The sequence below is a fragment of the Glycomyces endophyticus genome (genome assembly GCF_039531525.1).
Taxonomy (GTDB): domain Bacteria; phylum Actinomycetota; class Actinomycetes; order Mycobacteriales; family Micromonosporaceae; genus Glycomyces; species Glycomyces endophyticus.
Genome location: NZ_BAAAQF010000006.1, coordinates 218,598 through 241,015, shown reverse-complemented (window position 1 = coordinate 241,015; position 22,418 = coordinate 218,598). Strand labels below are relative to the sequence as shown.

Annotated in this window: 24 protein-coding genes; 19 read left to right on the top strand and 5 right to left on the bottom strand. The window is 73.9% G+C overall.

The window, feature by feature from the left end:
* Window position 1 precedes the first annotated feature (1 nt).
* The 3 genes from nirD to ABD419_RS11190 all read left to right on the top strand — a co-directional run bounded on the left by nirD (window position 2) and on the right by ABD419_RS11190 (window position 2,290).
* Entirely contained in the window at window positions 2-343 is a 342-nt protein-coding gene (gene nirD / locus ABD419_RS11200; protein ID WP_344485994.1) for a nitrite reductase small subunit NirD, read from the top strand.
* A complete protein-coding gene (locus ABD419_RS11195; protein ID WP_344485991.1) occupies window positions 343-1,491 on the top strand; it encodes a uroporphyrinogen-III synthase in 1,149 nt (382 codons plus the stop codon). The genes nirD and ABD419_RS11195 overlap by 1 nt, the downstream gene beginning before the upstream one ends.
* Before the next feature lie 82 nt (window positions 1,492-1,573).
* The gene (locus ABD419_RS11190) at window positions 1,574-2,290 is read left to right on the top strand and encodes a hypothetical protein (protein WP_344485988.1); all 717 of its coding nucleotides are present in this window, start codon (window positions 1,574-1,576) and stop codon (window positions 2,288-2,290) included.
* Window positions 2,291-2,351: 61 nt separating this feature from the next.
* On the opposite strand, the gene ABD419_RS11185 is transcribed toward ABD419_RS11190, so the two are convergent.
* The gene (locus tag ABD419_RS11185; RefSeq protein ID WP_344485985.1) at window positions 2,352-3,434 is read right to left on the bottom strand and encodes an NAD-dependent epimerase/dehydratase family protein; all 1,083 of its coding nucleotides are present in this window, start codon (window positions 3,432-3,434) and stop codon (window positions 2,352-2,354) included.
* A 146-nt stretch (window positions 3,435-3,580) separates the two neighbouring features.
* Between ABD419_RS11185 and ABD419_RS11180 the strand changes: the two genes are divergently transcribed.
* The 3 genes from ABD419_RS11180 to ABD419_RS11170 all read left to right on the top strand — a co-directional run bounded on the left by ABD419_RS11180 (window position 3,581) and on the right by ABD419_RS11170 (window position 5,369).
* Window positions 3,581-3,865: a hypothetical protein gene (locus ABD419_RS11180; protein ID WP_344485982.1), complete on the top strand. Its 285-nt coding sequence runs from the start codon at window positions 3,581-3,583 to the stop codon at window positions 3,863-3,865.
* Between the two features lie 266 nt (window positions 3,866-4,131).
* Window positions 4,132-4,842, top strand: coding sequence for an endonuclease V (locus ABD419_RS11175; RefSeq protein WP_344485979.1), 711 nt, complete (start codon window positions 4,132-4,134; stop codon window positions 4,840-4,842).
* Between the two features lie 71 nt (window positions 4,843-4,913).
* The gene (locus ABD419_RS11170) at window positions 4,914-5,369 is read left to right on the top strand and encodes a hypothetical protein (RefSeq protein WP_344485976.1); all 456 of its coding nucleotides are present in this window, start codon (window positions 4,914-4,916) and stop codon (window positions 5,367-5,369) included.
* A 3-nt stretch (window positions 5,370-5,372) separates the two neighbouring features.
* Here the strand turns inward: ABD419_RS11170 and ABD419_RS11165 are convergent, their stop codons facing one another.
* Window positions 5,373-6,014, bottom strand: coding sequence for an MOSC domain-containing protein (locus tag ABD419_RS11165; RefSeq protein WP_344485973.1), 642 nt, complete (start codon window positions 6,012-6,014; stop codon window positions 5,373-5,375).
* Between the two features lie 76 nt (window positions 6,015-6,090).
* Here ABD419_RS11165 and recO point away from each other — a divergent pair, with 76 nt between their 5' ends.
* Window positions 6,091-6,837, top strand: a complete 747-nt coding sequence (gene recO, locus ABD419_RS11160) for a DNA repair protein RecO (protein ID WP_344485970.1) — start codon at window positions 6,091-6,093, stop codon at window positions 6,835-6,837.
* Window positions 6,838-6,868: 31 nt separating this feature from the next.
* On the opposite strand, the gene ABD419_RS11155 is transcribed toward recO, so the two are convergent.
* Entirely contained in the window at window positions 6,869-7,624 is a 756-nt protein-coding gene (locus tag ABD419_RS11155; protein WP_344485968.1) for an alpha/beta hydrolase, read from the bottom strand.
* 121 nt (window positions 7,625-7,745) lie between these two features.
* On the opposite strand from ABD419_RS11155, the gene ABD419_RS11150 reads away from it, so the two are divergent.
* Complete coding sequence (locus ABD419_RS11150; protein WP_344485966.1) at window positions 7,746-8,531, top strand: isoprenyl transferase; 786 nt, start codon at window positions 7,746-7,748, stop codon at window positions 8,529-8,531.
* Between the two features lie 46 nt (window positions 8,532-8,577).
* Here the strand turns inward: ABD419_RS11150 and ABD419_RS11145 are convergent, their stop codons facing one another.
* Complete coding sequence (locus tag ABD419_RS11145; protein WP_344485964.1) at window positions 8,578-9,432, bottom strand: ion transporter; 855 nt, start codon at window positions 9,430-9,432, stop codon at window positions 8,578-8,580.
* 74 nt (window positions 9,433-9,506) lie between these two features.
* Between ABD419_RS11145 and ABD419_RS11140 the strand changes: the two genes are divergently transcribed.
* The 9 genes from ABD419_RS11140 (at window position 9,507) to ABD419_RS11100 (ending at window position 16,126) form a co-directional block, all read left to right on the top strand.
* Entirely contained in the window at window positions 9,507-10,529 is a 1,023-nt protein-coding gene (locus ABD419_RS11140; protein ID WP_425556015.1) for a permease, read from the top strand.
* Window positions 10,526-11,239, top strand: a complete 714-nt coding sequence (locus ABD419_RS11135; RefSeq protein WP_344485960.1) for a TIGR03943 family putative permease subunit — start codon at window positions 10,526-10,528, stop codon at window positions 11,237-11,239. Before ABD419_RS11140 ends, ABD419_RS11135 begins: the two co-directional genes overlap by 4 nt.
* Window positions 11,240-11,389: 150 nt before the next feature.
* Window positions 11,390-12,370, top strand: coding sequence for a metal ABC transporter solute-binding protein, Zn/Mn family (locus ABD419_RS11130; RefSeq protein WP_344485957.1), 981 nt, complete (start codon window positions 11,390-11,392; stop codon window positions 12,368-12,370).
* A gap of 15 nt (window positions 12,371-12,385) precedes the next feature.
* Window positions 12,386-13,150: a metal ABC transporter ATP-binding protein gene (locus tag ABD419_RS11125; protein WP_344485954.1), complete on the top strand. Its 765-nt coding sequence runs from the start codon at window positions 12,386-12,388 to the stop codon at window positions 13,148-13,150.
* A gap of 26 nt (window positions 13,151-13,176) precedes the next feature.
* On the top strand, window positions 13,177-14,031 hold the full coding sequence (locus ABD419_RS11120) for a metal ABC transporter permease (protein WP_425556014.1): 855 nt from the start codon (window positions 13,177-13,179) through the stop codon (window positions 14,029-14,031).
* 53 nt (window positions 14,032-14,084) lie between these two features.
* On the top strand, window positions 14,085-14,396 hold the full coding sequence (locus ABD419_RS11115; RefSeq protein WP_344485948.1) for an ArsR/SmtB family transcription factor: 312 nt from the start codon (window positions 14,085-14,087) through the stop codon (window positions 14,394-14,396).
* A 26-nt stretch (window positions 14,397-14,422) separates the two neighbouring features.
* On the top strand, window positions 14,423-14,806 hold the full coding sequence (locus ABD419_RS11110; protein ID WP_112133554.1) for a transcriptional repressor: 384 nt from the start codon (window positions 14,423-14,425) through the stop codon (window positions 14,804-14,806).
* Between the two features lie 10 nt (window positions 14,807-14,816).
* A complete protein-coding gene (locus ABD419_RS11105) occupies window positions 14,817-15,188 on the top strand; it encodes an antibiotic biosynthesis monooxygenase (RefSeq protein WP_344485945.1) in 372 nt (123 codons plus the stop codon).
* The gene (locus tag ABD419_RS11100) at window positions 15,185-16,126 is read left to right on the top strand and encodes a hypothetical protein (protein ID WP_344485942.1); all 942 of its coding nucleotides are present in this window, start codon (window positions 15,185-15,187) and stop codon (window positions 16,124-16,126) included. The genes ABD419_RS11105 and ABD419_RS11100 overlap by 4 nt, the downstream gene beginning before the upstream one ends.
* 32 nt (window positions 16,127-16,158) lie before the next feature.
* Here the strand turns inward: ABD419_RS11100 and ABD419_RS11095 are convergent, their stop codons facing one another.
* Window positions 16,159-17,397: a hypothetical protein gene (locus tag ABD419_RS11095; RefSeq protein ID WP_344485939.1), complete on the bottom strand. Its 1,239-nt coding sequence runs from the start codon at window positions 17,395-17,397 to the stop codon at window positions 16,159-16,161.
* A 164-nt stretch (window positions 17,398-17,561) separates the two neighbouring features.
* Between ABD419_RS11095 and ABD419_RS11090 the strand changes: the two genes are divergently transcribed.
* Together ABD419_RS11090 and ABD419_RS11085 are read left to right on the top strand one after the other, a co-directional pair.
* The gene (locus tag ABD419_RS11090; protein WP_344485936.1) at window positions 17,562-19,373 is read left to right on the top strand and encodes an HSP90 family protein; all 1,812 of its coding nucleotides are present in this window, start codon (window positions 17,562-17,564) and stop codon (window positions 19,371-19,373) included.
* Between the two features lie 51 nt (window positions 19,374-19,424).
* Window positions 19,425-22,328, top strand: coding sequence for a tetratricopeptide repeat protein (locus tag ABD419_RS11085; protein WP_344485933.1), 2,904 nt, complete (start codon window positions 19,425-19,427; stop codon window positions 22,326-22,328).
* Window positions 22,329-22,418: the final 90 nt, after the last annotated feature.

The window sequence follows — 22,418 nt, the reverse complement described above, 5'->3', positions numbered from 1 at the left end:
AATGGAACCCATCTGCGCATTCGACCGGCTCGTCCCCGGCCGCGGCGTCGCCGCCCTCCTGCCGGACGGCGCCCAGGTCGCCGTGTTCCGGCTCGTCGACGACAGCCTCCACGCGGTGTCCAACCAGGACCCGTTCACCGGCGCCAACGTCCTCAGCCGGGGCCTCGTCGGCGACCGCGGCGGCGAACCCGTCGTCGTCAGCCCCCTGCTCAAGCAGGCGTTCTCGCTCACCACCGGCGCCTGCCTCGACGACGAGGCCGTGTCGCTGGCGGTCTACGCCGTCGAGGTCCTCGACGGCGAGATCCGCGTCGGCGCCCGCTCCGAAGTGGAAGCGGTCGCCTGATGGCCGCCGCCGGAGCCCCCGTCCGCGAGGCCGAGACGACGCTCGCGCCGCTGACCGGCTACACCGTGGCCGTCACCGCGCAGCGCCGCGCCGACGAGCTCTCGACGCTGCTGGAGCGCCGCGGCGCCCGCACCATCGTCGCCCCGACGCTGCGGATCGTCCCGCTCCCCGACGACGAGGCCCTCCGCGCGGCCACCGTCGAACTCATCAGGGAGGCGCCCGACCTCGTCGTCGCCACCACCGGCATCGGCTTCCGCGGCTGGCTGGAGGCCGCCGAGGGCTGGGGCATGGGCGAGGACCTCCTCGACGTCCTCGCCCGCGCCCGCATCCTCTGCCGCGGCCCCAAGGCCCTCGGCGCCGTGCGCGCCGCCGGCCTCACCGAGGAGTGGACCGCGCCCTCCGAGACCGGCGACGAGGTCGTGGAGTACCTCCGCGCCCGCGGCGTCGGCGGGCAGCGCGTCGCCATCCAGCTCCACGGCGACCCCGCCGAGGACTTCATCCGCACCGTCCGCGCCGGCGGCGGCGCGGCCGTCCCCGTCCCGGTCTACCGGTGGACCCTCCCGACCGACATCACCCCGGTCCAGCGCCTGGTGGACGCCATCTGCGCCCGCCGCATCGACGCGGTCACCTTCACGTCGGCGCCCGCCGCGAACGCGCTCCTGCGCATCGCCGGCGACCAGGCCGCCGACCTGCTGGAGGCCCTCCGCGCGCCGGCGGAGGACAACGGCGTCCTCCCCGTCGCGGTCGGCCCGGTCACCGCGGCCCCCTTGGAGCGCTTGGGCGTCGAGACGGTCCAGCCGCAGCGGGCCCGCCTCGGCTCGCTCGTGCGCGCCGTCGCCTCGGCGCTCCCCAAGCGGTCGCGCCGCCTCAAGCTCGCCACCGGCCACCAGATCGAGCTCCGCGGCCACATGGTGCTCCTCGACGACCAGCCGTTCCAGCTCCCGCCCGCGCCGATGGCCGTCATCCGGGCCCTCGCCACCGCGAACGGCCGGGTCCTCTCCCGCACCGAGCTCCTCGGGCACCTGCCCCGCGGCGCCGACGGCCACGCCGTCGAGATGGCGGTGACGCGGCTGCGCGACGCCGTCCACCTCCGGTCCTGTGTGGAGACCGTCATCAAGCGCGGGTACCGCCTGAACCTCGAAGCGTGACGGACGTGCGGCGGCGGACTTCCCTTTGTACGATGAGGGAGCCCGAACGCACCACTTGCTTATATCTGAATCGGAGGCCGCCATGGCGTACCCGCCAGCGCCGCAGTACCCGCAGCAGCCCCTGCCGCCGTCGGGGCCGAAGACGAGGCCCGGATCGGTCACCGCGGTGGTGTGGACCCAGTTCCTCACCGCGGCCCTCCTGGTGATCACCGGCATCGGCATGTTCATGGTCCAGTCCGCGGTCGGCGACGCCGTCCGCGACGAGCTGCTGAACGACCCGTCCCTCGAAGGCTCCGGCATCACCGCCGACCAGGTCGACTCCCTCATGACGATCGTCTTCGCGGCCACCGCGGGCGTGTACCTGCTGTTCGCGGTCTTCTACGTCGTCCTGGGCATCCTGAACAACAAGGGCAACCGGCCCGGGCGCGTCCTCTCGTGGGTCCTGTCGGGCATCGCGCTGGCGTGCTGCGGCCTCGGCGGCCTCATCGGCCAGGTCGGCTCCACGACCTACACCATGAACGACACCGAGTACAACGACCAGATGACGCAGGCGGTCGAGGACGCGACCCCGGCGTGGGTCAACGCCCTGGACTGGATCACGCTGATCATGTTCATCGCCGGCTCGCTGGTCATCATCATCCTGCTGGCGGTGCCGGCCTCGAACGAGTTCTTCCGCAAGGAGGAGCTCGCCGCGGGCCCGTACCAGGGCCAGCCGCCGTACGGCGGGCAGCCGCCCTACGGCCAGCAGCCTGGCCAGCCGCCCTACGGGCAGCAGCCGCCCCCGCCGCCGGCCCAGTAGCGCCGCAACGGCAACGGCCCCGCCGAGAGGCGGGGCCGTTCGTCGTCTCGCAGGACCGGCCCTAGCCCGGGGGCGCGGTGGGCGGCGGGACCGCGAAGGCCCGCTCCCGGTCGTACCGCTCCAGGGCCTCGGTGTCGGCCTCGGTGCCGTGCCAGGCCGCGAGGAGCTCGCCTTCGCGCCGGCGGCTCAGGCCCGCCCGCAGGGTCGGCGCGGCCGCGTTCGCGCGCCACCACCGCCCGATCGTGGTCGCGAGGGTCGAGAGGCGCAGGCCCGCGGCGACGGCCGGCCCGGAGGGGCGGCTGCCGTGCCCGTCGTAGTCGGGGGAGGGCGCCCAGAACCCGAGCGACTCGTGCCCGGCCCAGGGGGTCACCTCCTGCTCGAGGATGAACTCCTGCGAGACCCAGGTGAGCTCCGGCCGCTCCTTGAGGACGCCCTCCGCGATGAGCGCGTCGGCGATGCCCTCGAAGAACGCCGCCATGCCGATGTGGTCGCCGATGGCGTCGAACGTGCCGGTGAGGCCCGCGTCGGCGGCGTCGAGGAGCCAGTTCGCGTAGTCCTCGACGTCGATCCACTGGACGGGGCGCTCCTGCGGTCCGGGGGCGAGGATCTCGCCGCCCTCGGTGAACCGCAGCGGCCAGTAGCCGAGCCGGTCGACGGGGTCGCCGGCGCCGACGATGAGGCCGGGCCGGGTGACGAGCGCGCGGTCGCCGAGGCGCTCGCGCACCATGTTCTCGATGGCGACCTTGCTGGCTCCGTAGACCTCCACGGACGGGTCGGTGGAGTCGTCGGCGGCCGGCTCGAACACCTCGTCGGTGACCGCGGCGTGCTCGGCGTACGCCGAGATCGAGGAGATGAACGACCAGTGCCCGGCGCCGTCGGCGAGGGCGTCGAGGACGGGCCCGACGTGCGCGGGGATGCGCGCGACGTCGAAGACCGCGTCGAACTCCCTGCCGCGCAGGGGTTCCACGCCGCCGGGGACGCTGCGGTCGATGGGGACGAACTCGGCGCCCTCCGGGGGCTCGCCGCTGGAGCCGCGCGCGGCGACGGTGACGTGGTGGCCCCGCGCGAGCGCGAGCTGCGCGATGGTCCGGGAGAGGTAGACGGTTCCGCCGAGGACGAGGAGGCGCTTCGGTTGCAAGGTCATGCCCTGAGCATGGCCGCCTGCCGGTCGGCGGGCAAGCCCCGTTCGCCCACGGCGGATCCGCTCTCGGCGGAGGCGGGCGCGCGGGCGGACTTGCGGCGGGGGCCGCGGCGGCTCAATATGCTGGAAGGAGACGCGGGGAGGCCGCCATGACCGATCGATGGGACGCCGCCGGAGCGGGCGGGACGGGCGAGGAGGACTTCGGCGAGGACTTCTTCGCCTCCCTGGAAGCCGCCCCGGACGCCGACGCCTTCGGCGCCCTCGACGGCGCCGACGGCCCCGACGAGTTCCTGTACGAGTCCGAGGGCGACGGCAGCTTCGAGACCGACGCCGCCGACGACGGCGCTGACGAGGGCGCCGCCGACGGCGACCCGGAGGCCCCTGAGGAGTTCGACGCCGACGACTTCCCCTTCGACCTCGGCGGCGAGGGCTGACCAGGCGCGGGCCCCGAGGCGCCTGCTGTCAACTTTCGGTGACCGGTGACCGGGCGACCGGCCGCGGGGCCGCCGCGTCCGAACGCTAGTGGTCGCCTTTCGGGTGACAGCGCGGCCGCCAGCCCCGGTTCTTGTCGGACCCGAGGGGGATGCTGGCCGCTACGGTCCCCTGGGCGGGTGGGGGTTAGGGATGGGGTTCACGGCCTTCAGCACTCATGCGCGCCCGTACCGGGCCCGTCCGGCGGCCGCTTCGTTAGTCTTCCGGTGTGAGCGACTCCGAAGCACCCCCGAACCGCGCCGCCTACGCCCGACTCCCGCGCGACGAGGCCGAGGCCGTCGCGATGCAGACCGAGCTCGCCGGGTGCGTGGTCGTCGCCGACGGCGACCGGCCCGCCGAGACCGTCGCGGGCCTCGACATCGCCTACGGCAAGGACTCCGACGCCGCCGTCGCCACCGCGGTCGTGCTGCGCCGCACCGACCTCGCCGTGCTCGACGAGGCCGTCGTCCGCGGGACCTCCGACTTCCCGTACGTGCCCGGCCTCCTCGCGTTCCGCGAACTCCCGTTGCTGCTCAAGGCGATCGAAGCGCTCACCGTGACCCCCGACCTGTACGTGTGCGACGGGTACGGGCTCACCCACCCCCGCCGCTTCGGCCTGGCCTGCCACCTCGGTGTCGTCCTCGACGCCCCCGCGATCGGCGTCGCGAAGAACCCGCCGCACCTGCCGGTCGAGGCGCCCGGCGCCGCGCGCGGCGACTGGACCCCCATCGAGGCGGGGGAGGAGACCGTCGGCTGCGCCCTGCGCACCCAGGACGGCGTCAAGCCCGTGTACGTCTCCGTGGGCCACCGCGCCACCCTCGCCACCGCCCGCGACCTCGTGCTCGAACTCGCGCCCCGCTACCGCCTGCCCGAGCCCATCCGCGCCGCGGACCAGTTGGGGCGCAAGCGACTCGCCGCGGCCGCGCCGACGGCGGGGTAGGGCCTGCCCCACCCCGGACCGGCCCGCTCGCCGGATCGAATCCGGGGGGCCAGGGCCCTAGTGTCGACACCATGGAGAAACCCCAGTCAGTCACGAACGCCGCCCTGCTGTGGACCACCGCGGTCGTCGCGGGCGTCATCGAAGCCCTGTTCGTCGTCAGCGAGATGCACCGCGACGGCGGGATCGACTCCGGCACGTGGACGGCGCTGGCCGTCCGCGGCGGGATCTACCTCGCCGTCATGGCCCTCATCCTGACCTTCGCGTCCGGCCGCCGCTGGGCCCGCTGGGCCCTCGCCGGGCTCCTGTCCGTCGTCGGCCTCGCCTCACTGGTCGTCGAGCCCGCCCGGCTCCTCATGGACGGCACGCCGCTCATCGAGGCGTTCGGCGGCGACGGCGACCTCATGATGGGGATCTTCGTGGCGCGCATGCTGCACATCGCGGCGGTGCTCCTCGCGACGATCGTCATGTTCAGCCCCAGCGCCAACGCCTACTTCCGCCGGCCCGCACTGGAACCGGCCGCCGCCTAGGCCCTACCGCCCGCGCAGCCACTCGGCGTCCCCGGGCGCCAGGTCCGGGATCGACGCGACCTCCTCCACGAGGTCGCGCTCGCCCATGCCCGCCCGGAAGAACATCGCGGCCGTGACCCCGTGGTCGGGCCGGTGCACGACCTCGAGCGCCGCCCCGGCCTCGACGTGGCCCGGCTCGACCACCCGCAGGTACGGGCCCGGCCGGGCCTCGCGCGTGAACGTCTTCAACCAGCCGCGCTCGTCGATCCAGCCGCGGAACGTGCCGCACGGGATGCGCGCGCCGGTCACCTGGAGCACCAGCCCGCCGGGCCCGGCCCAGCGCTCGCCGATGAGGGCCGCGTTCACGTCGTACCCGCGCACGGTCAGGTTCTCCCCGAACGCGCCCGGCGCGAACTCCCGGCCCACGAGCGCCCCGAAGTGCGCGTAGTCCTCGCTCGCGAAGGCGTACACGGCCTGGTCGGGGCCGCCGTGGTGCTGGACGTCGCCGACCCGGTCCCCGGCCAGGCCGACCGAGCCGTCGCCCTTGGGGCCCGGTGGGGCCACCGCGACCGGGCCCGCCACGGGCCGCTTGTCGATGTAGGTGGCCGCGAGGCCCTTCCACGGGTTCGGGCGAGGGCGGCCGACGTTGACCGAGAGGATCTCCACGAGCCGGAGCCTAGCGGCGGACCGCGGGCGGCTCAACCCGATTCGCGGTGTCGGCGGCCCCGGCTACGCTTGCGGCGTGGGGGTGAGCACTCGGAAGCTGTTCCGCGACGACGCGGTGGTCCTGCGCACCTTCAAACTGGGCGAGGCCGACGCGATCGTCTCGGTCCTCGGCCGCACCCGCGGCCGCTACCGCGCCATGGCGAAGGGGCTGCGCCGCACCTCCTCGAAGTTCGGGGCCCGCCTCGCCCCCTTCAGCCACGTCGACCTCCAGCTCATCGAGGGCCGCGCCGAGCTCCACACCGTCACCCAGGCCGTCGGCCTGCACCTCTCCGGCGGCGCCATCAGCGGCGACTGGGCCGCGTACACGGCCGCGTGCGTCATCGCCGAGGCCGCCGAGCGGCTCGTCCCCGAGGACCACCAGCCCGACCTCGACGTCTTCCAGCTCACCCTCGGCGCCTTCCGGGCCCTCGCCGAGACCGAGCTGCCGCCCGTCCTCGTCATGGACTCGTACCTGCTGCGCGGCATGAAGTCCGCCGGCTGGGCGCCCTCGCTGGAGCAGTGCGCCGTGTGCGGCGCCGACGGCACCCACCGGGCGTTCGCCGTCGCCGCCGGCGGCGCCGTCTGCGGCGACTGCCGCCCCGGCGGCGCCTCCGTGCCCGCCACCGCGTCGCTGGAGCTCATGCGCGCCCTCGAATCCGGCGACTGGGCCAGCGCCGTCGCCGCCGACCAGCGCCAGCGCGGCGAGGCCGCCGGCCTCATCGCCGCGCACTTCCAATGGCACTCCGAGCGACCGCTTCGCACGCTCAAGTACGTGCCGCACTAGGCCTCCCGGACCGCCGTCCCGCGCTGCGCCGTCACACGCTCCGCAGCAGGAACGCCGCCGTCACGTCCAGCAGCTCCTGCCGCTCCGCGAGCGTCCCCGGGCTGTGGCCCATGCCCGCCACCGTGTGCAGCTCCAGCCGGTCGCCCCACGCCTCCCGGTACGGCTCCAGGAACTCCGCCCGCATCAGGCCGTCCTCGGTGCCGCCCGCGATGAGCGCGGGACCGGCGTGCCGCCGCGCGGCCGCGAACTGGTCGAGGCCCGGCAGGTCGTCGAGGAACGCGCTCCCGAACCGCACGCCCCGGTAGTCCGCGTACCCCCAGTCGCGGATCTGGTCCCGGTACGGCCCGCGGTTCCAGTACGGCAGGTTGAGCGGCCCGCCCGAGGGCGCCCACAGCGCCAGGCCCGGCAGGGCCCGCCCGCCCGCGACGAGGACCGCCGTCAGGGCGCCCATGCTGAAGCCCAGCACCGAGATCCGCTCCGGCACGAGCGCCCGGTTCCGCTCCAGCTGGTCGAGGACCGCGTCGAGCTGGGACGCCTGGTCGGAGATGGAGAACTCCACCGGGTCGCCGTCGGACTCACCGAACCCGGCGAAGTCGAACCGGTACGCCGCGACGCCCTTCCCGGTCAGGTCGCGGGCGAGGCGCACGAACTCGTCGCGCGAACCCATCCGGTTCTCGCCGAACCCGTGGCACAGCACCACGGCCGGCACGGGTTCGCGATGCGGATGGGGGAGGTGGAGGACGCCGCGAAGCGTGCGGCCGCGGTGCTCCACGTTGAGAGGTTCCACGCGCCGAACGTAACAGAGCCGCCGCCGCCGCGCCACGGCTCGAACCCGGCGGGACTACGATCGGAGCCGCCGCCGCGGGGCGGCCGCAGTGGAATCGCAGTGGAATCGCCTTGGAGGTCCAGTGAGCCGCACCTACGAGCCGCCGAAGCCGCACCCCTCGGGCGCGGTGCCGCCCGAGCTCCCGCGCGACCTCGTGCCGCGGCACGTCGCCCTGGTGATGGACGGCAACGGCCGCTGGGCCAAGGAGCGCGGGCTCAAGCGCACCGAGGGCCACACCATGGGCGAGGCCTCCCTCTTCGACACCATCGAGGGCGCCATCGAGATGGGCATCGGCACCCTCTCCGCGTACGCGTTCTCGACCGAGAACTGGCGGCGCAGCCCCGACGAGGTCCGGTGGCTCATGGGCTTCAACCGCGACGTCATCCACCGCCGCCGCGACGAGCTCCACGCCATGGGCGTGCGCATCCGCTGGGCCGGGCGCCGCCCCCGGCTGTGGAAGAGCGTCATCGACGAACTCCGCGTCGCCGAGGAGCTGTCGAAGCGCAACGACAAGATCACGCTCCAGTTCTGCGTGAACTACGGCGGCCGCGCCGAGATCGCCGACGCCGCCGCGGCCCTCGCCCGCGACGTCGCGGCGGGGAGGCTCAACCCCGACCGGATCACCGAGAAGACGTTCGCCCGGTACCTCTACAACCCGGACCTGCCCGACGTCGACCTGTTCCTGCGCCCCTCCGGCGAGCAGCGCACCTCGAACTTCCTGCCCTGGCAGTCCGCGTACGCCGAGATGGTCTACCTCGACGTCCTCTGGCCCGACTTCGACCGCCGCCACCTGTGGCGCGCCTGCGAGATCTACGCCCGCCGCGACCGCCGCTTCGGAGGGGCCGAGCCGAACCCCGTGTCGGCTTAGCGGACCGCGGCCACCGCGGCGGAGCCGAACCCGGCCGCGCCCGCGGCTACCGGAACGGCGAGTAGTCGCGCCCGCGCTCCTGGTCCGCCGCCATCTTGTCGACCGCGACCTGGAGCTTCTCGATCCGGTCGAGCAGCAGCGCGGTGTCCGCGTGGATCTCGCCGTCCTCGTCGTCGATCTTCTGCGCCTCCTCCATCGAGGCCAGCACCACGCCGATCATGAGGTTCACCAGGATGAACGCGCCGAACAGGATGAACACCACGTAGTACGGCAGCGTCCACATGTCGTGCGCCATGCTGTCGCGGATCACGTTCCCCATGTCGTCGAACGCGACCAGCTGGAACAGGTTCAGCAGCGCCTTCCCGACCGACCCGAAGTGCTCGGGATCGGTGCGGTTGAACGCGATCCACCCGATCATCGCCCACAGGTACATGACCAGCCCGGTCAGCGCCATCACCCCGGCCGACTTCGGCAGCGCCTTCCCGGCCGCCACCAGGATCAGCCGCAGCGACGGCAGCGACCGGAAGATCCGCACGATCCGCGCCAGCCGCAGCAGCCGCAGGATCGTCACGTTCTCGCGCAGGCCCGGCAGGAACGACGCCACCACGATCACGAAGTCGAAGACGTTCCAGCCGTCCTTGAAGTACCGCCACGGCCGCCGCCCGAACGACAGGAGGCCCGCCACGACCTCCAGCGTGAAGAACACCAGGCACACGTAGTCCACCCAGTGCAGGAAGTCCCCGGCGACCCGCACCGCCGGCTTGAACGTCATCGCCCCCAGCACCGCGCCGTTCAGCACGATCACCGACATGGACACGACCTGGAACCGCCGGTGGGCCAGGAGGGCTCTGCACGCAGCGGGGATGCGGCTGGGGTCGGTACCGAGTGTGGGGACGCGCACGGGCCAAGCGTAGTAAGTGCGAACACTCCTCGACCCCGGAGGTGAGCGGGCCGGTGACGCGCCCGACCGCCCCCATGCCGCACAATGGGGCCGTGAGCGCCGACCTCGCCGACACCGCCGCCCCCGACGCCCCGCCCCGGCCCCGCCGCCGCCGCGGGCTCACCTCGATCGAGGCCCTCGCCCTCCTCCTGGTCTTCGGCCTCACCGCCCGCCCCGGCCTCACCGACCTCTTCGCCGCCCCCGCCGCCCAGGCCTGGTCCGCCCGGTTCGTCGCCGTCTGCGTGCAGGCGTTCCCGTTCCTCGTCCTCGGCGTCGCCCTCTCCGCCGCCATCGCCGCCTTCGTGCCCGCCGACTTCTTCCACCGGGCCGTCCCCAAGCGCACCGCGCTCGCCGTCCCCGTCGCGGGCGTCGCCGGGGCCGTCCTGCCCGCCTGCGAATGCGCCTCCGTGCCCGTCGCCGGAGCCCTCGTGCGCCGCGGCGTCGCCCCCGCCGCCGCCTTCACGTTCATGCTCGCCTCCCCGGCGATCAACCCCATCGTCGTCGTTTCCACCTTCGTGGCCTTCCCCGGCGCCCCGGAGATGGTCGGCGCCCGCGGCGCCGCCTCCCTCCTCGCCGCCGTCACCATCGGCTGGCTCTGGGCCAAGCTCGGGAAGACCGAGTGGCTGCGCCTCCCGCAGCACCGCCACCACGACGACGGCAAGTGGGCCGCGTTCTGGGCCGCGATCCGCCACGACTTCCTCCACGCCGGCGGCTACCTCGTCATCGGCGCCGCCATCGCCGCCGGCCTGAACACGCTCGTCCCCGAGACCTGGCTCGCGCCCATCGCCGACGACCCCGTCCTCGGCGTCCTCGCGCTGGCGGTCCTCGCCGTGCTCGTGTCGATCTGCTCGGAGTCCGACGCGTTCGTGGCCGCCTCGCTGACCCAGTTCTCGCCCACGGCGAAGCTCGCGTTCATGGTCGTCGGCCCGTTCATCGACGTGAAGCTCGCGGCCATGCAGGCCGGGACCTTCGGCCGCCGCTTCGCGGCCCGGTTCGCGCCGGCGGCGTTCATCGCGGCGGTCGCCGCCGCCGTCCTGATGGGAGCGGTCTGGCTGTGAGACGCGATGCGCAGGCGGTGATCCTGCTCCTCGTCGGCGGCGGGATGCTGCGCCTGGCCTGGACCGGCGCCTACCTCGACTACGTGAAGCCGTACGCGTTCTGGCTCATCGTCCCGGCCGGCGTCCTGCTCGTGGCGGTCGCCGCGATCACCGGCGTCCAGGCGTGGCAGGACCGCGCCGACGCGGACGACGGGCACGGCCACGGCCACGGCGAACCGAAGGTGGCGTGGCTCCTGCTCGCACCCGTCGTCGGGATGCTGCTCGTGGCCCCCGGCGCGCTCGGCTCCTACGAGGCCGAGCGGACCGGGACCGTCGTCGGCGCCGAGGAGTCCCGGTCGAACTACCCGGCGCTGCCCGACGACGTCGACCCGGTGCCGCTCACCCTCCTCGACTACGCCGCGCGGGCGATCTTCGACGAGGGCGAGACCCTGGAGGGGCACCGCATCCAGCTGCGCGGGTTCGTCCTCTACGACGGCGACGAGCCGCAGCTCGCGCGCATGGTCGTCTCCTGCTGCGCCGCCGACGCCCGGCCCGTCAAGATCGGCTTCGAGGGCGACGTGCCCGAGGACCTGGCGCCGGACCAGTGGATCGAGGTCGTCGGCACGTACACCCCGCGCCAGGGCCGCGACGAGATCAACGGCGAGCTCGTGCCGTACATCGAGGTCGAGTCGGTCACCCCGATCGAGGCCCCCGACAACGAGTACCAGTAGCGGCCTCACCCGAACGCGTGATCCGGGTCATGGATTCCCGCGCCCGCGGCCGCCGAAGTGAGGCGTTCCCGCAGTTCGCGCCCGTCCCCACCCGCGCCCGGCTCATATTAGATGTTGACAATGATTGTCATGACGGAGCAAGGTTCAGAGATGCGCCGTTCCAGCTTGCTCATCCTGCCCATCGCCGGCCTCGCCGCCGCCGGCACCCTCGCCGCGTGCGGCGGGGAAGGCGGCTCCGACGCCGACGGCCTGAGCGTCGTCGCCGCGTTCTACCCCCTCGCCTACGCCACCGAGCAGGTCGGCGGCGACGACGTCGCCGTCACCAACCTCACCCCCGCCGGCCAGGAGCCCCACGACCTCGAACTCGCCCCCTCCGACATCGCCGCCATCGAGGAGGCCGACTACGTCGTCTACCTCAAGGGCTTCATCCCCGAGCTCGACGCCGCCGTCGAGGAGTACGCCTCCGACAAGGCCCTCGACGTGACCACCGCCGTCGACACCATCGGCTACGACGCCACCCAGGTCTTCGAGGACGACCACGCCCACGAGGAGGAGGCGGAGGAGGAGGAAGGCGAGGAGCACGCCCACGACGAGGAGCTCTCCGGCACCGACCCCCACATCTGGCTCGACCCCGTCCGCTACGCCCAGATCGGCGAGGCCATCGCCGACGGCCTCGCCGGGATCGACGACGCGAACGCCGACGCCTACGCGACCGCCGCCGACGCGTTCACCGCCGACCTCACCCAGCTCGACGCCGAGCTCACCGACGCCCTCGCCGGCCGCACGAGCGACGCGATCGTCACCTCCCACGCCGCCTTCGGCTACCTCGCCGACCGCTACGGCCTCACCCAGGTCGCCATCTCCGGCCTCAGCCCCGACCAGGAGCCCGACACCCAGCGCATGGCCGAGGTCGCCCACTACGTCGAGGACAACGCCGTCACCACGGTCTTCTTCGAGACCCTCGTGTCGCCCGACATCGCCGAGACCCTCGCCGCCGAGACCGGCGCCCAGACCGCCGTCCTCAACCCGCTCGAAGGCCTCACCGACGAGCAGTCCGACGACGGCGACGACTACTTCACTGTGATGCGCGAGAACCTGGCCGCGTTGCAGACCGCCCTCGGCGCGGCGTAAGGCAGCATTAGCCGAATGCCCGTCCTCAACGTCCGCGGCGCGACCGTCTCCTACGGCGGTCGCGCCGTCGTGCGCGGCGCCGACCTCGCCGTCGCCCCCGGAGAAGCCGTCGCCCTCATGGGCGCCAACGGCTCCGGGAAGTCCACACTCATCAAGGCCGTCGCCGGACTCGTCCCCCTCGCCGGCGGCGAGATCGAGCTGTTCGGCACCCCGCAGAGGCGCTTCCGCGACTGGAGGCGCGTCGGCTACGTCCCCCAGCGCACCGGCGCCGCCTCCGGCGTCCCCTCCACCGCCGCCGAGGTCGTCTCCCAGGGCCGCCTCGCCCACCGCGCCCTCGGCATGCCGCAGCGCCGCGCCGACCGCGACGCCGTCGCCCGCAGCCTCGCCGAGGTCGGCCTCGCCGACCACGCCCGCTGCTCGGTCGACACCCTCTCCGGCGGCCAGCAGCAGCGCGTCCTCATCGCCCGCGCCCTCGCCACCGACCCCGAACTGCTCATCATGGACGAGCCCACCGTGGGCGTCGACGCCGAGACGCAGGCCGCGCTCGCCGCCGTGATCGCCGACCGCGTCGACGCCGGATGCGCGGTCCTCCTCGTCACCCACGAGCTCGGCCCGCTCACCGACCGCCTCGACCGCGCCGTCGTCCTCGCCGACGGGAAGGTCGTCCACGACGGCGCGCCCCCGCGCCCCGTCGGCGAGCACGCCGACCCCGCCCACGAGCACGCGCACCCGCACGCCAACGGCCACGGCGACTCCGACGACCTCTGGGGCGGCAAGTGATCCTCGAGTACTTCCAGTACGAGTTCATGCAGCGCGCCCTCCTCAGCGCGCTCGTCGTCGGACTCTGCGCGCCCACCGTCGGCGTGTTCCTCGTCCAGAAGCGCCTCGCGCTCATCGGGGACGGCCTCGGCCACGTCGCCCTCACCGGCGTCGCGATCGGCTTCCTCACCGGCGCCGAACCCGTGTGGACGACCCTCGCGGTCACCGTCGCCGCCGCCGTCGTCATGGAGCTGCTCCGCAGCAAGTCCAAGACCTCCGGCGACGTCGCCCTCGCCATGCTCTTCTACGGCGGCCTCGCCGGCGGCGTCTACCTCACCGGCATCGCCTCCGACAAGGGCGTCGCGAACCTCCAGCAGTACCTGTTCGGGTCGCTCCTCACCGCCGGCTGGTCCGAGGTGTGGACGATCGTGATCGGCGGCGCCGCCGTCGCGACCCTCATGCTGGTCCTGCGCCCCTGGCTCACCGCGATCTGCGCCGACGAGCAGTACGCGCGCGCCTCCGGCCTGCCCGTCGCCGCCCTCAACCTGCTCCTGCTGGTCACCACCGCCGTCACCGTCTCGGTGTCGATGCGCGCCGTCGGCATCCTCCTCGTCAGCGCCCTCCTGGTGATCCCGGTCGTCACCGTCCAGCAGTTCACGCGCTCGTTCAAGGCCACGATGTTCGCGTCCATGGGCGCCGGGTTCCTCATCTCCGGCGCCGGGGTCCTCACCTCGGCCGCCCAGGACGTCCCGCCCGGCGCCACGATCGTGCTCATCGGCGTCGCCGCGTTCGTCGCCACCGCCGTCGTCGCGGCCCTGACCAGGCGCGTCCGCCGCACCCGCCGGGGCCACCTGCCGCCCGAAGGGGAGCCGCTCGAGGTCGAGCTGCCCGCGAAAGCATGACGGCGCGGCCACCTGGGACCTCGCCGGGGCGCGCGACGCGATATTTTTGCGGGGTGCGCACCGAAGTTGATCCGACCGAAGCGCCCGCCGACTACGAGTCGGCCGGCGAGCTGCTGCGCGCGCTCGCCGCGCCGCTGCGCATCGCGATCGTGATGGAGCTGGCCGCGGGCCCCAAGTACGTGCACCAGATCGTCGAGACGCTCGGGGTCACGCAGCCGCTGGTCTCCCAGCACCTGCGGGTCCTGCGCGGCGCGGGCATCGTCCGCGGCACCAGGTCGGGCCGCGAGATCTCGTACTCGCTCATCGACGACCACATCGCGCACATCGTCACCGACGCCGTCAACCACGCCCGGGAGGAGCACTAGTGGCCACCAAGCCCCCGGCCGAGAACATGGCCAGGTCCACCAAGCAGCGGACCGCGATCCTCGACCTGCTCGAGCACGACGACGCGTTCCGCAGCGCCCAGGACCTCCACGCGATCCTCCGCGACGCCGGGTCCAAGATCGGCCTGACCACCGTCTACCGCACGCTCCAGGCGTTCGCCGAGGCCGACATCGTCGACGTCATGCGCCTGCCCGGCGGGGACCACCTCTACCGGCTCTGCGCCGCCGAGGAGCACCACCACCACCTGGTGTGCCGCTCCTGCGGCAAGACCGCCGAGGTCGCCGGGCCGACCGTGGAGCGCTGGGCCAACAAGGTCGCGGCCGAGCACGGCTTCACCGACGTCGGACACACGCTCGAACTCCACGGCCTGTGCGCCGACTGCTCCAAGTAGGCTGGGCAGCGTGCTGGTTGTATATCGTTTCGCCGTAACCGAAGGCGAGACGGAGACCTTCTCGCGCGACGCCGAGGACGCCCTGGCCGCGCTCGCCTCCTGCGGCGGCTTCGTCCGCGGGGGGCTGGGCCGCGCCGTCGACGACTTCGACGCGCAGGACGCGGTCTGGATGCTGTGGACCGAGTGGAACGACGTCGGCTCCTACCGCCGGTCGCTGTCGAACTTCCAGGTCAAGATGGCGACCCCGCTGCTGTCGCGGGCGCTCCCCGAGGCCTCCGGCTTCGAGGTGCTCGCCGAGTGCGGTCCCGGCGAGTCGCCGCACCGCACCGGCTCCGACCGCGAGGCCGACCCCGAGGCGGCCCGCAGAGAGGCCGCCCGATGACCGACCGCGACCCCGCGCGGCCCGACCGGGACGCCGACGCCGCCCCGGACGCCGCGGCCGGCGAGCCGATCGCCGACCAGACCCCGCCGCTGGAGCACACCGGTTCGCGGCCCGCACCCGAGCTCGGCGACCCGCCGGAGCGCACCGACCCGGGTCCCGAGCTGGTCGAGCACCTCGACCCGCCGCTCGAACCGATCCCGGACCTCGCGCCGGCCCCCGAGCCGGAGGCCCCGGCGCAGCACGCGCCCGAGCCGATCGAGGTCGAGTCGCACACGTCCGTGGAGGCCGTGGCCGAGCCGGCGGCCCCCGCGCAGCTCGCGCCCGAGTCCGGCGCCGCCCCGATCCCGTTCGAGCCCGAGCCGTCGGTGCCCGAACCGGCCGAGGCCCCCGCGGCGTCCGACCCCGGCACCGCCGACACGCTCGCGCTCCCGCCGACCACCCTGGCCGTCGAGCCGCCCGCGGCCGCGCCCTCCGCGCCGCCGCCCCCGACCGGGGTCCCGGTCCCGTTCGCGGCCCCGCCGACCGAGCGCAACGGCGCCAAGCTCGCGCTCAAGCTCGGCTTCGGCATCGGCGGCGGCGTGCTGCTGTCCGCTGCCGTGATCATCGCGGTCGTCGTGGCGTTCGTGACGTTCGCGAACTCGATCAGCGACGAAGTCCAGGACACCGCCGCCGAGTTCGTCGGCGAGCTCGCCGACGAGGACTGGGACGCCGCCTACGCGATGCTCTGCGAGGACCTGCGCGAGCGTCCCGCCGGCGAGTACGTGCCCGAGTGGGAGTCCTGGGACCCGGCCAGCGCCGAGGTCCAGCCGCTCGCGTTCGACGACGTCGACGTCAGGGTCCGCCTCGCCGACGGCTCGGAGATCGCGATCGTCGTCCAGGTCGACCAGACGGCCGAGTCGCTCGGCACGAGCGTCTGCGGCTGGTACGACGTCGAGTAGCCCGCCGTCGCGGCGGAGCCGCTGCGCGGCGCTCAGCCGCCGAAGGGCGGCTGCGGCCCGCTCTGCGGCGGGTACGGCTGCCGGTACTGGCCCTGCTGCGGCGGGCCGTACTGCGGCTGCGCCCCGTACTGGGCCTGCGGCACGACCACGATGAGCGCCGAGGCGGGCCGCGGCGGCGTCCAGGCCCGCACGCCGGGCGCGAGCAGAAGCACCAGCACGAGGGCCGCGAGGACGGCCCGTCCGATGCCCCAGCCGAACGCGGGGATCACCGGGTCGACCTGGCCCGGCAGGGCGCCGAAGTCGTAGTAGCCGTCGGCGTGGTCGAGCACGGTGCCGAGCAGGATCACGCCGTAGCCCAGCAGGGTGATCGAGCCCCAGATGTTCCCGAAGACGCGTCCGCCGAAGCGCCCCTTGAGGATCAGCGGCGCGGTGATGAGCGCGCCGATGAAGGCGATCGTGTTCGCGACGAGGTGGACCCACGGCGGCAGCATCCCGCCGATGGGCCGGCCGAGGAGCGTCGCGGTCTCGGCCGCGCCGAAGTCGCCGATCATGCGCAACTGGTTGACGACGCCCCAGGCGGCGAGGGCCGCGAGCAGGAGGATCGCGCCCGCGGCGAGCGCGACCGAGCCGGGCCGCGTCTCGGGCCGCTGCGGGCCGTCCGCCGGGCCGGGCCGTCCGGGGCCGGCCTGCGCGAACCCGCCGGGGAGCCGCACCTCGCCTCGCTGGATGCGGTGCATGAGGATCCACTGGCGGGCCGACTTGGCGCACAGGAGCCCGAGCAGGGTCCCGTAGAGGCCGCCGAGGACGACGCCGACGAGGAGCGCGACCCAGCCGGTCTCGATGTAGACGATGCCGAAGACGATCGCGGCGGCGCTGACGACGAGGCCGAGGATCGCGGAGACGAGCGACCAGATCCACGCCCAGCGCTTGCCGCGGGTGATGTGGACGCCGCTGGCGAGGGCCTGGACCGTGGAGTAGAGGGCCCAGGCGAGGCCGATGAGGCCGAACACGCTGAAGTACTGGACGAGTCCGATCGCCGAGGCGATGTCGCCCAGTCCGGCGAGGGCCGTGAGGATCCACAGGATCGCCTGGATCCCGGTGATGCTGCCGGGCTTCGCCATCGACAGGGGCGGGGCCTGCCCGGGGAGGATCTGGTCCGGCCGCTGCGGCACCGGTCCGTACGCGCCCGCGGGACCCGACTGCGCCGGTCCGGCGGCCGGCGGCTGGTACTGGAGGTGCGCGCGGTCGGGCGGCGGGGGCGGGAAGCTCATCGGGCGGAATCCTCGCGGTCAGGGGGAGTTCGGTAGCGGTCACCCTACCGGATGCGGTCGCGTCCCCGGGTCCGCTCGGAGCGGGGTTTTCAGGCGCTCCCCGGGAGCGGCGGTTTGCTAGTCTGACTGACGCTGAACGACCTCCGATCAGAGCAGGACGCGCCGTGTCTGAGACAACGCCGACTTCCCATACGTTCCAAGTGGATCTGCGCGGCCTGGTGGACCTCCTGTCGCACCACCTGTACTCCTCGCCGAAGGTGTACGTGCGCGAGCTGCTGCAGAACGCCGTGGACGCGATCACCGCGCGCCGCCTGGCCGACCCGGGCTTCGACGCCGACGCCGCCGCGGTGCGCATCGAGACGAACGGCCGGCGGCTGCGGATCACCGATCCCGGTGTGGGCCTGACGCTCGCGGAGGTCCACAAGCTGCTCGCCACGATCGGCGGATCATCCAAAAGGGATGAAGAGATCGAGGGCGCCCGCCGGGACTTCCTGGGGCAGTTCGGGATCGGCCTGCTCGCCTGCTTCACCGTGGCGTCGGTCATCACCGTGACCTCGCGGTCGGCGAAGGACGCCGCCGCGCCCGCGGTCCGCTGGGCCGCAAGGGACGACGGCTCGTACACCGTCACCGAGGCCCCCGCCGCCGAGCACCCCGAGCCGGGCACCACCGTCGAGCTCGTCGCCCGCCCCGGCGAGGACTGGCTCGAACCCGAGCGCGTCGTCCAGCTCGCCCGCGAGTACGGCTCCCTGCTGCCCGTCGACATCACGATCGACGGCGGCGACGGCCCGGTCCGCGTCACCGACACCCCGCCGCTCTGGGAGCGGCAGCACGCCAACCCGACCGCGCGCCGCGTCGCCCTGAACCGCTACTGCGAGGACGTGCTCGGCTTCCCGCCGCTCGACGTGATCGACCTCGACGTGCCGCTCTCGGGCCTCAAGGGGGTCGCGTTCGTCCTCCCGCACGCCACCTCGCCGTCGGCGCGCCCCGCGCACCGCGTGCACCTGAAGCGGATGCTGCTCACCGACACCGCCGACAACCTGGTCCCCGAATGGGCGTTCTTCGTCCGCTGCGTCGTGGACACCGACTCGCTGCGGCCCACCGCCTCCCGCGAGTCCCTCTACGACGACGAGGCCCTCGCCGTCGCCCGCGACGCGATCGGCGCGCAGATCCGCGAGTGGATCTCCCGCCTCGCCGCCGAGGACCCGGCCCGCCTGGAGGCGTTCCTCGCCGTCCACGAGCTCGGCGTCAAGGCCCTCGCCCGCCACGACGAGGCGCTCCTCGCCGCGATGCTCCCGTGGCTGCGGTTCGAGACCACCTCCGGGCGCACCGGCCTCCTCGAGTTCGCCCGCGCCCACCAGCCGGTCTACCTGGCCGGCACGGTCGACGAGTACCGGCAGGTCGCCCAGATCGCCGCCGCCCAGGGCATCGGCGTCGTCAACGGCGGCTACACCTACGACGCCGAGCTCGTCCAGGCCCTGCCCCGCCTCGACCCGCAGGTCAAGGTCGAGCAGCTCCAGCCCGGCGTGATCTCCGCGAGCCTCGGCCCGGTCGACGCCCGCACCGAGCTGGGCCTCCAGGCGTTCCTCGCCGCCGCCCGCTCCCGCCTCGACGCGGTCGACGTCGACGTCGTCGTCCGCGAGTTCGACCCCGTGTCCGTGCCCGCGCTCCTCCTCGACGACCGCGAGGCCCGCCGCGAGCGCCAGCGCGCCGAGGCCGAAGCCCAGGCCGACGACCTCTGGGGCGGCATCCTCGCCTCCATCAAGCAGCACGCGCCCCGCGCCCAGCTGGTCCTCAACCACCGCAACCCGACCGTGCGCCGCATCGGCGCGATCGCCGACCCCGATCTCGCGGGCACCGCCGTCGAGTCGCTGTACGGCCAGGCCCTGCTCATGAGCCACCGGCCGCTGCGCGCCGCCGACACCGCGCTGCTGAACCGCTCTTTCATGAACCTGCTGGAACGCGTTACAAAGGAATGACGACCGGACCAGCCCCCCTCGACACTGCCTGAGAAAGACCGAGGACCCGCGATGGCCACTCCCGACCCCGACGCGATCTGGCGACTGCTCAACGAGGCCCGCTTCGAAGAGGCGGGCGAGGCGAAGGTCGCGGCACTCGAGCGGGCCGTGGAGGCCGCCGACGCGGTCGGCGACCCCGAACTGGTCAACTACGCCCTCAACGGCCTGGTCGACGCCTACGAGTTCTCGCGCGACTCGACCCGCCTGCTGGTCCCGTTCGCGCGGCTCCTGCGCGGCTTCGACACCCGCCCCGAGCACTTCGACGCCTACCTGACCCGGTCCCTGTACTGGACGTTCAAGTGGATCGTCGACTCGATGATCGAGCAGCCCGACGTGCCCCTCGAGTCGATCGAGCACTGGCTGCAGGAGATGCGCCGCCGCTACGCCGAGGCCGGGTACTCGATGCACGCGCCCGCCGCGTACGAGATGCAGCTGGCGTACCACACCGGCGACTACGACCGGGTCGCCCGGGCGATCGAGGCCCTCGGCGAGGCCGAGGAGGACGAGATGTCCGACTGCACCGCCTGCCAGTACACGACCCTCGCCACGATCGTGTTCTACGCCGAGGAGGACTCGGCCGACGCCGCCATGGAGATGCTCGAACCCGTCCTCGCCGGCGAGCACTCGTGCGCGCACGAGCCGCACTACGCGCTCGCCCTGTCGCTGCTGCCGCTCGTCGAGCTCGGCCGCTCCGCCGAGGCCCGCGCCAACCACCTGCGCGGCTACCAGATGTGCCGCGGCAAGGAGGACATGGTCCCGATGATCGCGCTGCACATCGAGTTCTGCGCGCTCACCGGCAACGAGCACCGCGCCGTGGAGATCCTCGCCGACCACGCCCGCTTCTTCGACCTCGACCTGGGCGTGCGCGAGCGCCAGCGGCTCCTGGAGGTCGCCGTCCTCACCTGCCGCCGCCTCATCGCGCTCGGATACGCCGACACCCCCGTCCCCGGCCCCGGCGGCCGCGAGTGGACGCCCGAGTCCCTCCGGGACTGGGCCGAGGCCGAGCGGACCGCGGTCTGCGCCCGCTTCGACGCCCGCAACGGCAACGACCACCACTCCCGCATGTCCGCCTGCGTCGTCGACTCCACCCCCTACGACCACCCGGTCCACCTGGGCCTCAAGGAGCCCCGCGCCACCGAGCCCGCCGTGGCCCTCCCGCCCGGCCGGACCGTCGAGGGCCCCGACCTCGACGCCGCGATCGACGCCGCCTACGCCGCGTACGACGCCTGCTCCCCGGACACGTGGAAGGCCTGGCTCACCGTCGGCGCCATCGCCGACGCCCTCGGCATCGAGCTCATCCCCGAGCACCGCGCCGAGATCGCCCACGCCGAGTCCGCCCGCGCCGACGACCCCGCCGAGGTCGAGGAGGGCCTGCGCCGCGCCACCGCCCTGTTCGGCACCGCCGGGCAGCCCGGCCGGGCCCTCGTCGCCGAGGCGTTCCTGCTCGTCCACCGCGCCGAGAGCGCTCCCCAGGAGACCGCCGCCGGCGCCGCCATGATCGCCGCCACCGCCCTGCGCCTGCGCGACGAGCAGCGCATCGACGACCGCAGCCTCCACACCAGCCAGGTCCTCGCCATGCGCGCCGAGTACCTCGCCGCCCAGGCCGGGAGCCCCGCCGCGCCCGGCCTCGACGCCCGCGCCGAGGCCCTGGAGGCCGAGCTCGCCGAGCGCTCCGACCGCCGCTACGCGCTCATCCGCCGCTGCGACCTGCTCGACCTGCGCGCCCGCCTCACCGACGACGCCGACGCCAAGACCTGGCTGCTCACCACCGAACTCGAGGTCGCCCGCGCCGCCGACGCCGGCTGGGCCGTCGCCCGCGCCTGCGCCGACCTCGCCGACCAGGTCGGCCTCGCCGGCGACTTCGCCCAGGCGTACGCGATCACCCGGGAGGGCCTGACCGCCCTCGGCGACGAGCCGAGCCGCACCATCGCCGCGAAGCTCCACCTCCAGGCCGCCGAGTTCCGCATGCGCGAAGGCGACCACGCCGGCACCTACGAGCACGCCCTCGCCGCGTCCGTGCACTGCGACGCCGTCGGCATGACCGTCCCCGGCGCCGTCGCCCGCCACCTCATGGGCGCGGCCCTCGTCGAGCTCGACCGCCGCGCTGAGGCCGTCCCGATCCTCGAGGAGGCCCTGGAGGACCTGCCCGACTCCGAGCTGTGGCGGGTGTGCAACATCCGCTTCAACCTCGCCGAGGCCTACGACAAGCAGGACGACACCCGCCGGGGCGTCGAGCACGGCCTCGCCGCGCTGGCGCTCATGGAGACCCGCCGGGAGCTCGGGCACGCGCCGCTGTACGCCGACACGCTGTTCCTCACCGGGGAGCTGCTGGAGAAGCTCGGCGAGCACGAGCACGCCCTGGAGGTGTACTCGCGCGCCGCCGAGGCCGCCGAGGAGGTCGGGGACCTGACGTCGTGGGCGCGGGTGAGCCGGGCCCGGGTGTGGCTGCTGCGCACGATCTCCGGCGACACCGCGTTCGGGGAGGGCCTCCAGGCGATGGCGCACATCGCGGCGGGCCTCATCGCGGTGCGCGCCGACCCGGCCGCGCCCGAGGCCGCCCGCGAGGGCGCCCGGTTCGAGCTGGGCGAGACCTACCGGCAGCACGCGCAGCTGACGTTCCAGTTCCTGGAGTCCCAGGCCGGGGAGCCGGGCCTGCGCCGCGAGGAGGCCGAGCCGGTCCTCGACCTCCAGCGCCGGGCCCTCGCGGTGTTCCGCGACGGCCCGCTCCTGCTCGAGCGGGCGAGCCTGACCGCGCACCAGACGATGTGGCTGCTCTCCGAGCTCGGGGACGCCGCCGGGGCGATCGAGGCGGGGGAGGAGGCCCTGGGCTGGCTCGCGGGCCCCGAGCACGCCGAGGCCCGGGACGGGTTCGAGCAGCACCTCGCCGACCTCCGCCAGGGCGCCGCCGGAGCCTGAGCCGCCAGCGGGGCGCGCACAGCCGGGCGCCTACCGCGAGGTACGCTTGCCCACTGGCGGCAGGTGCGCACAGTCGGTGCGCACGAGCGT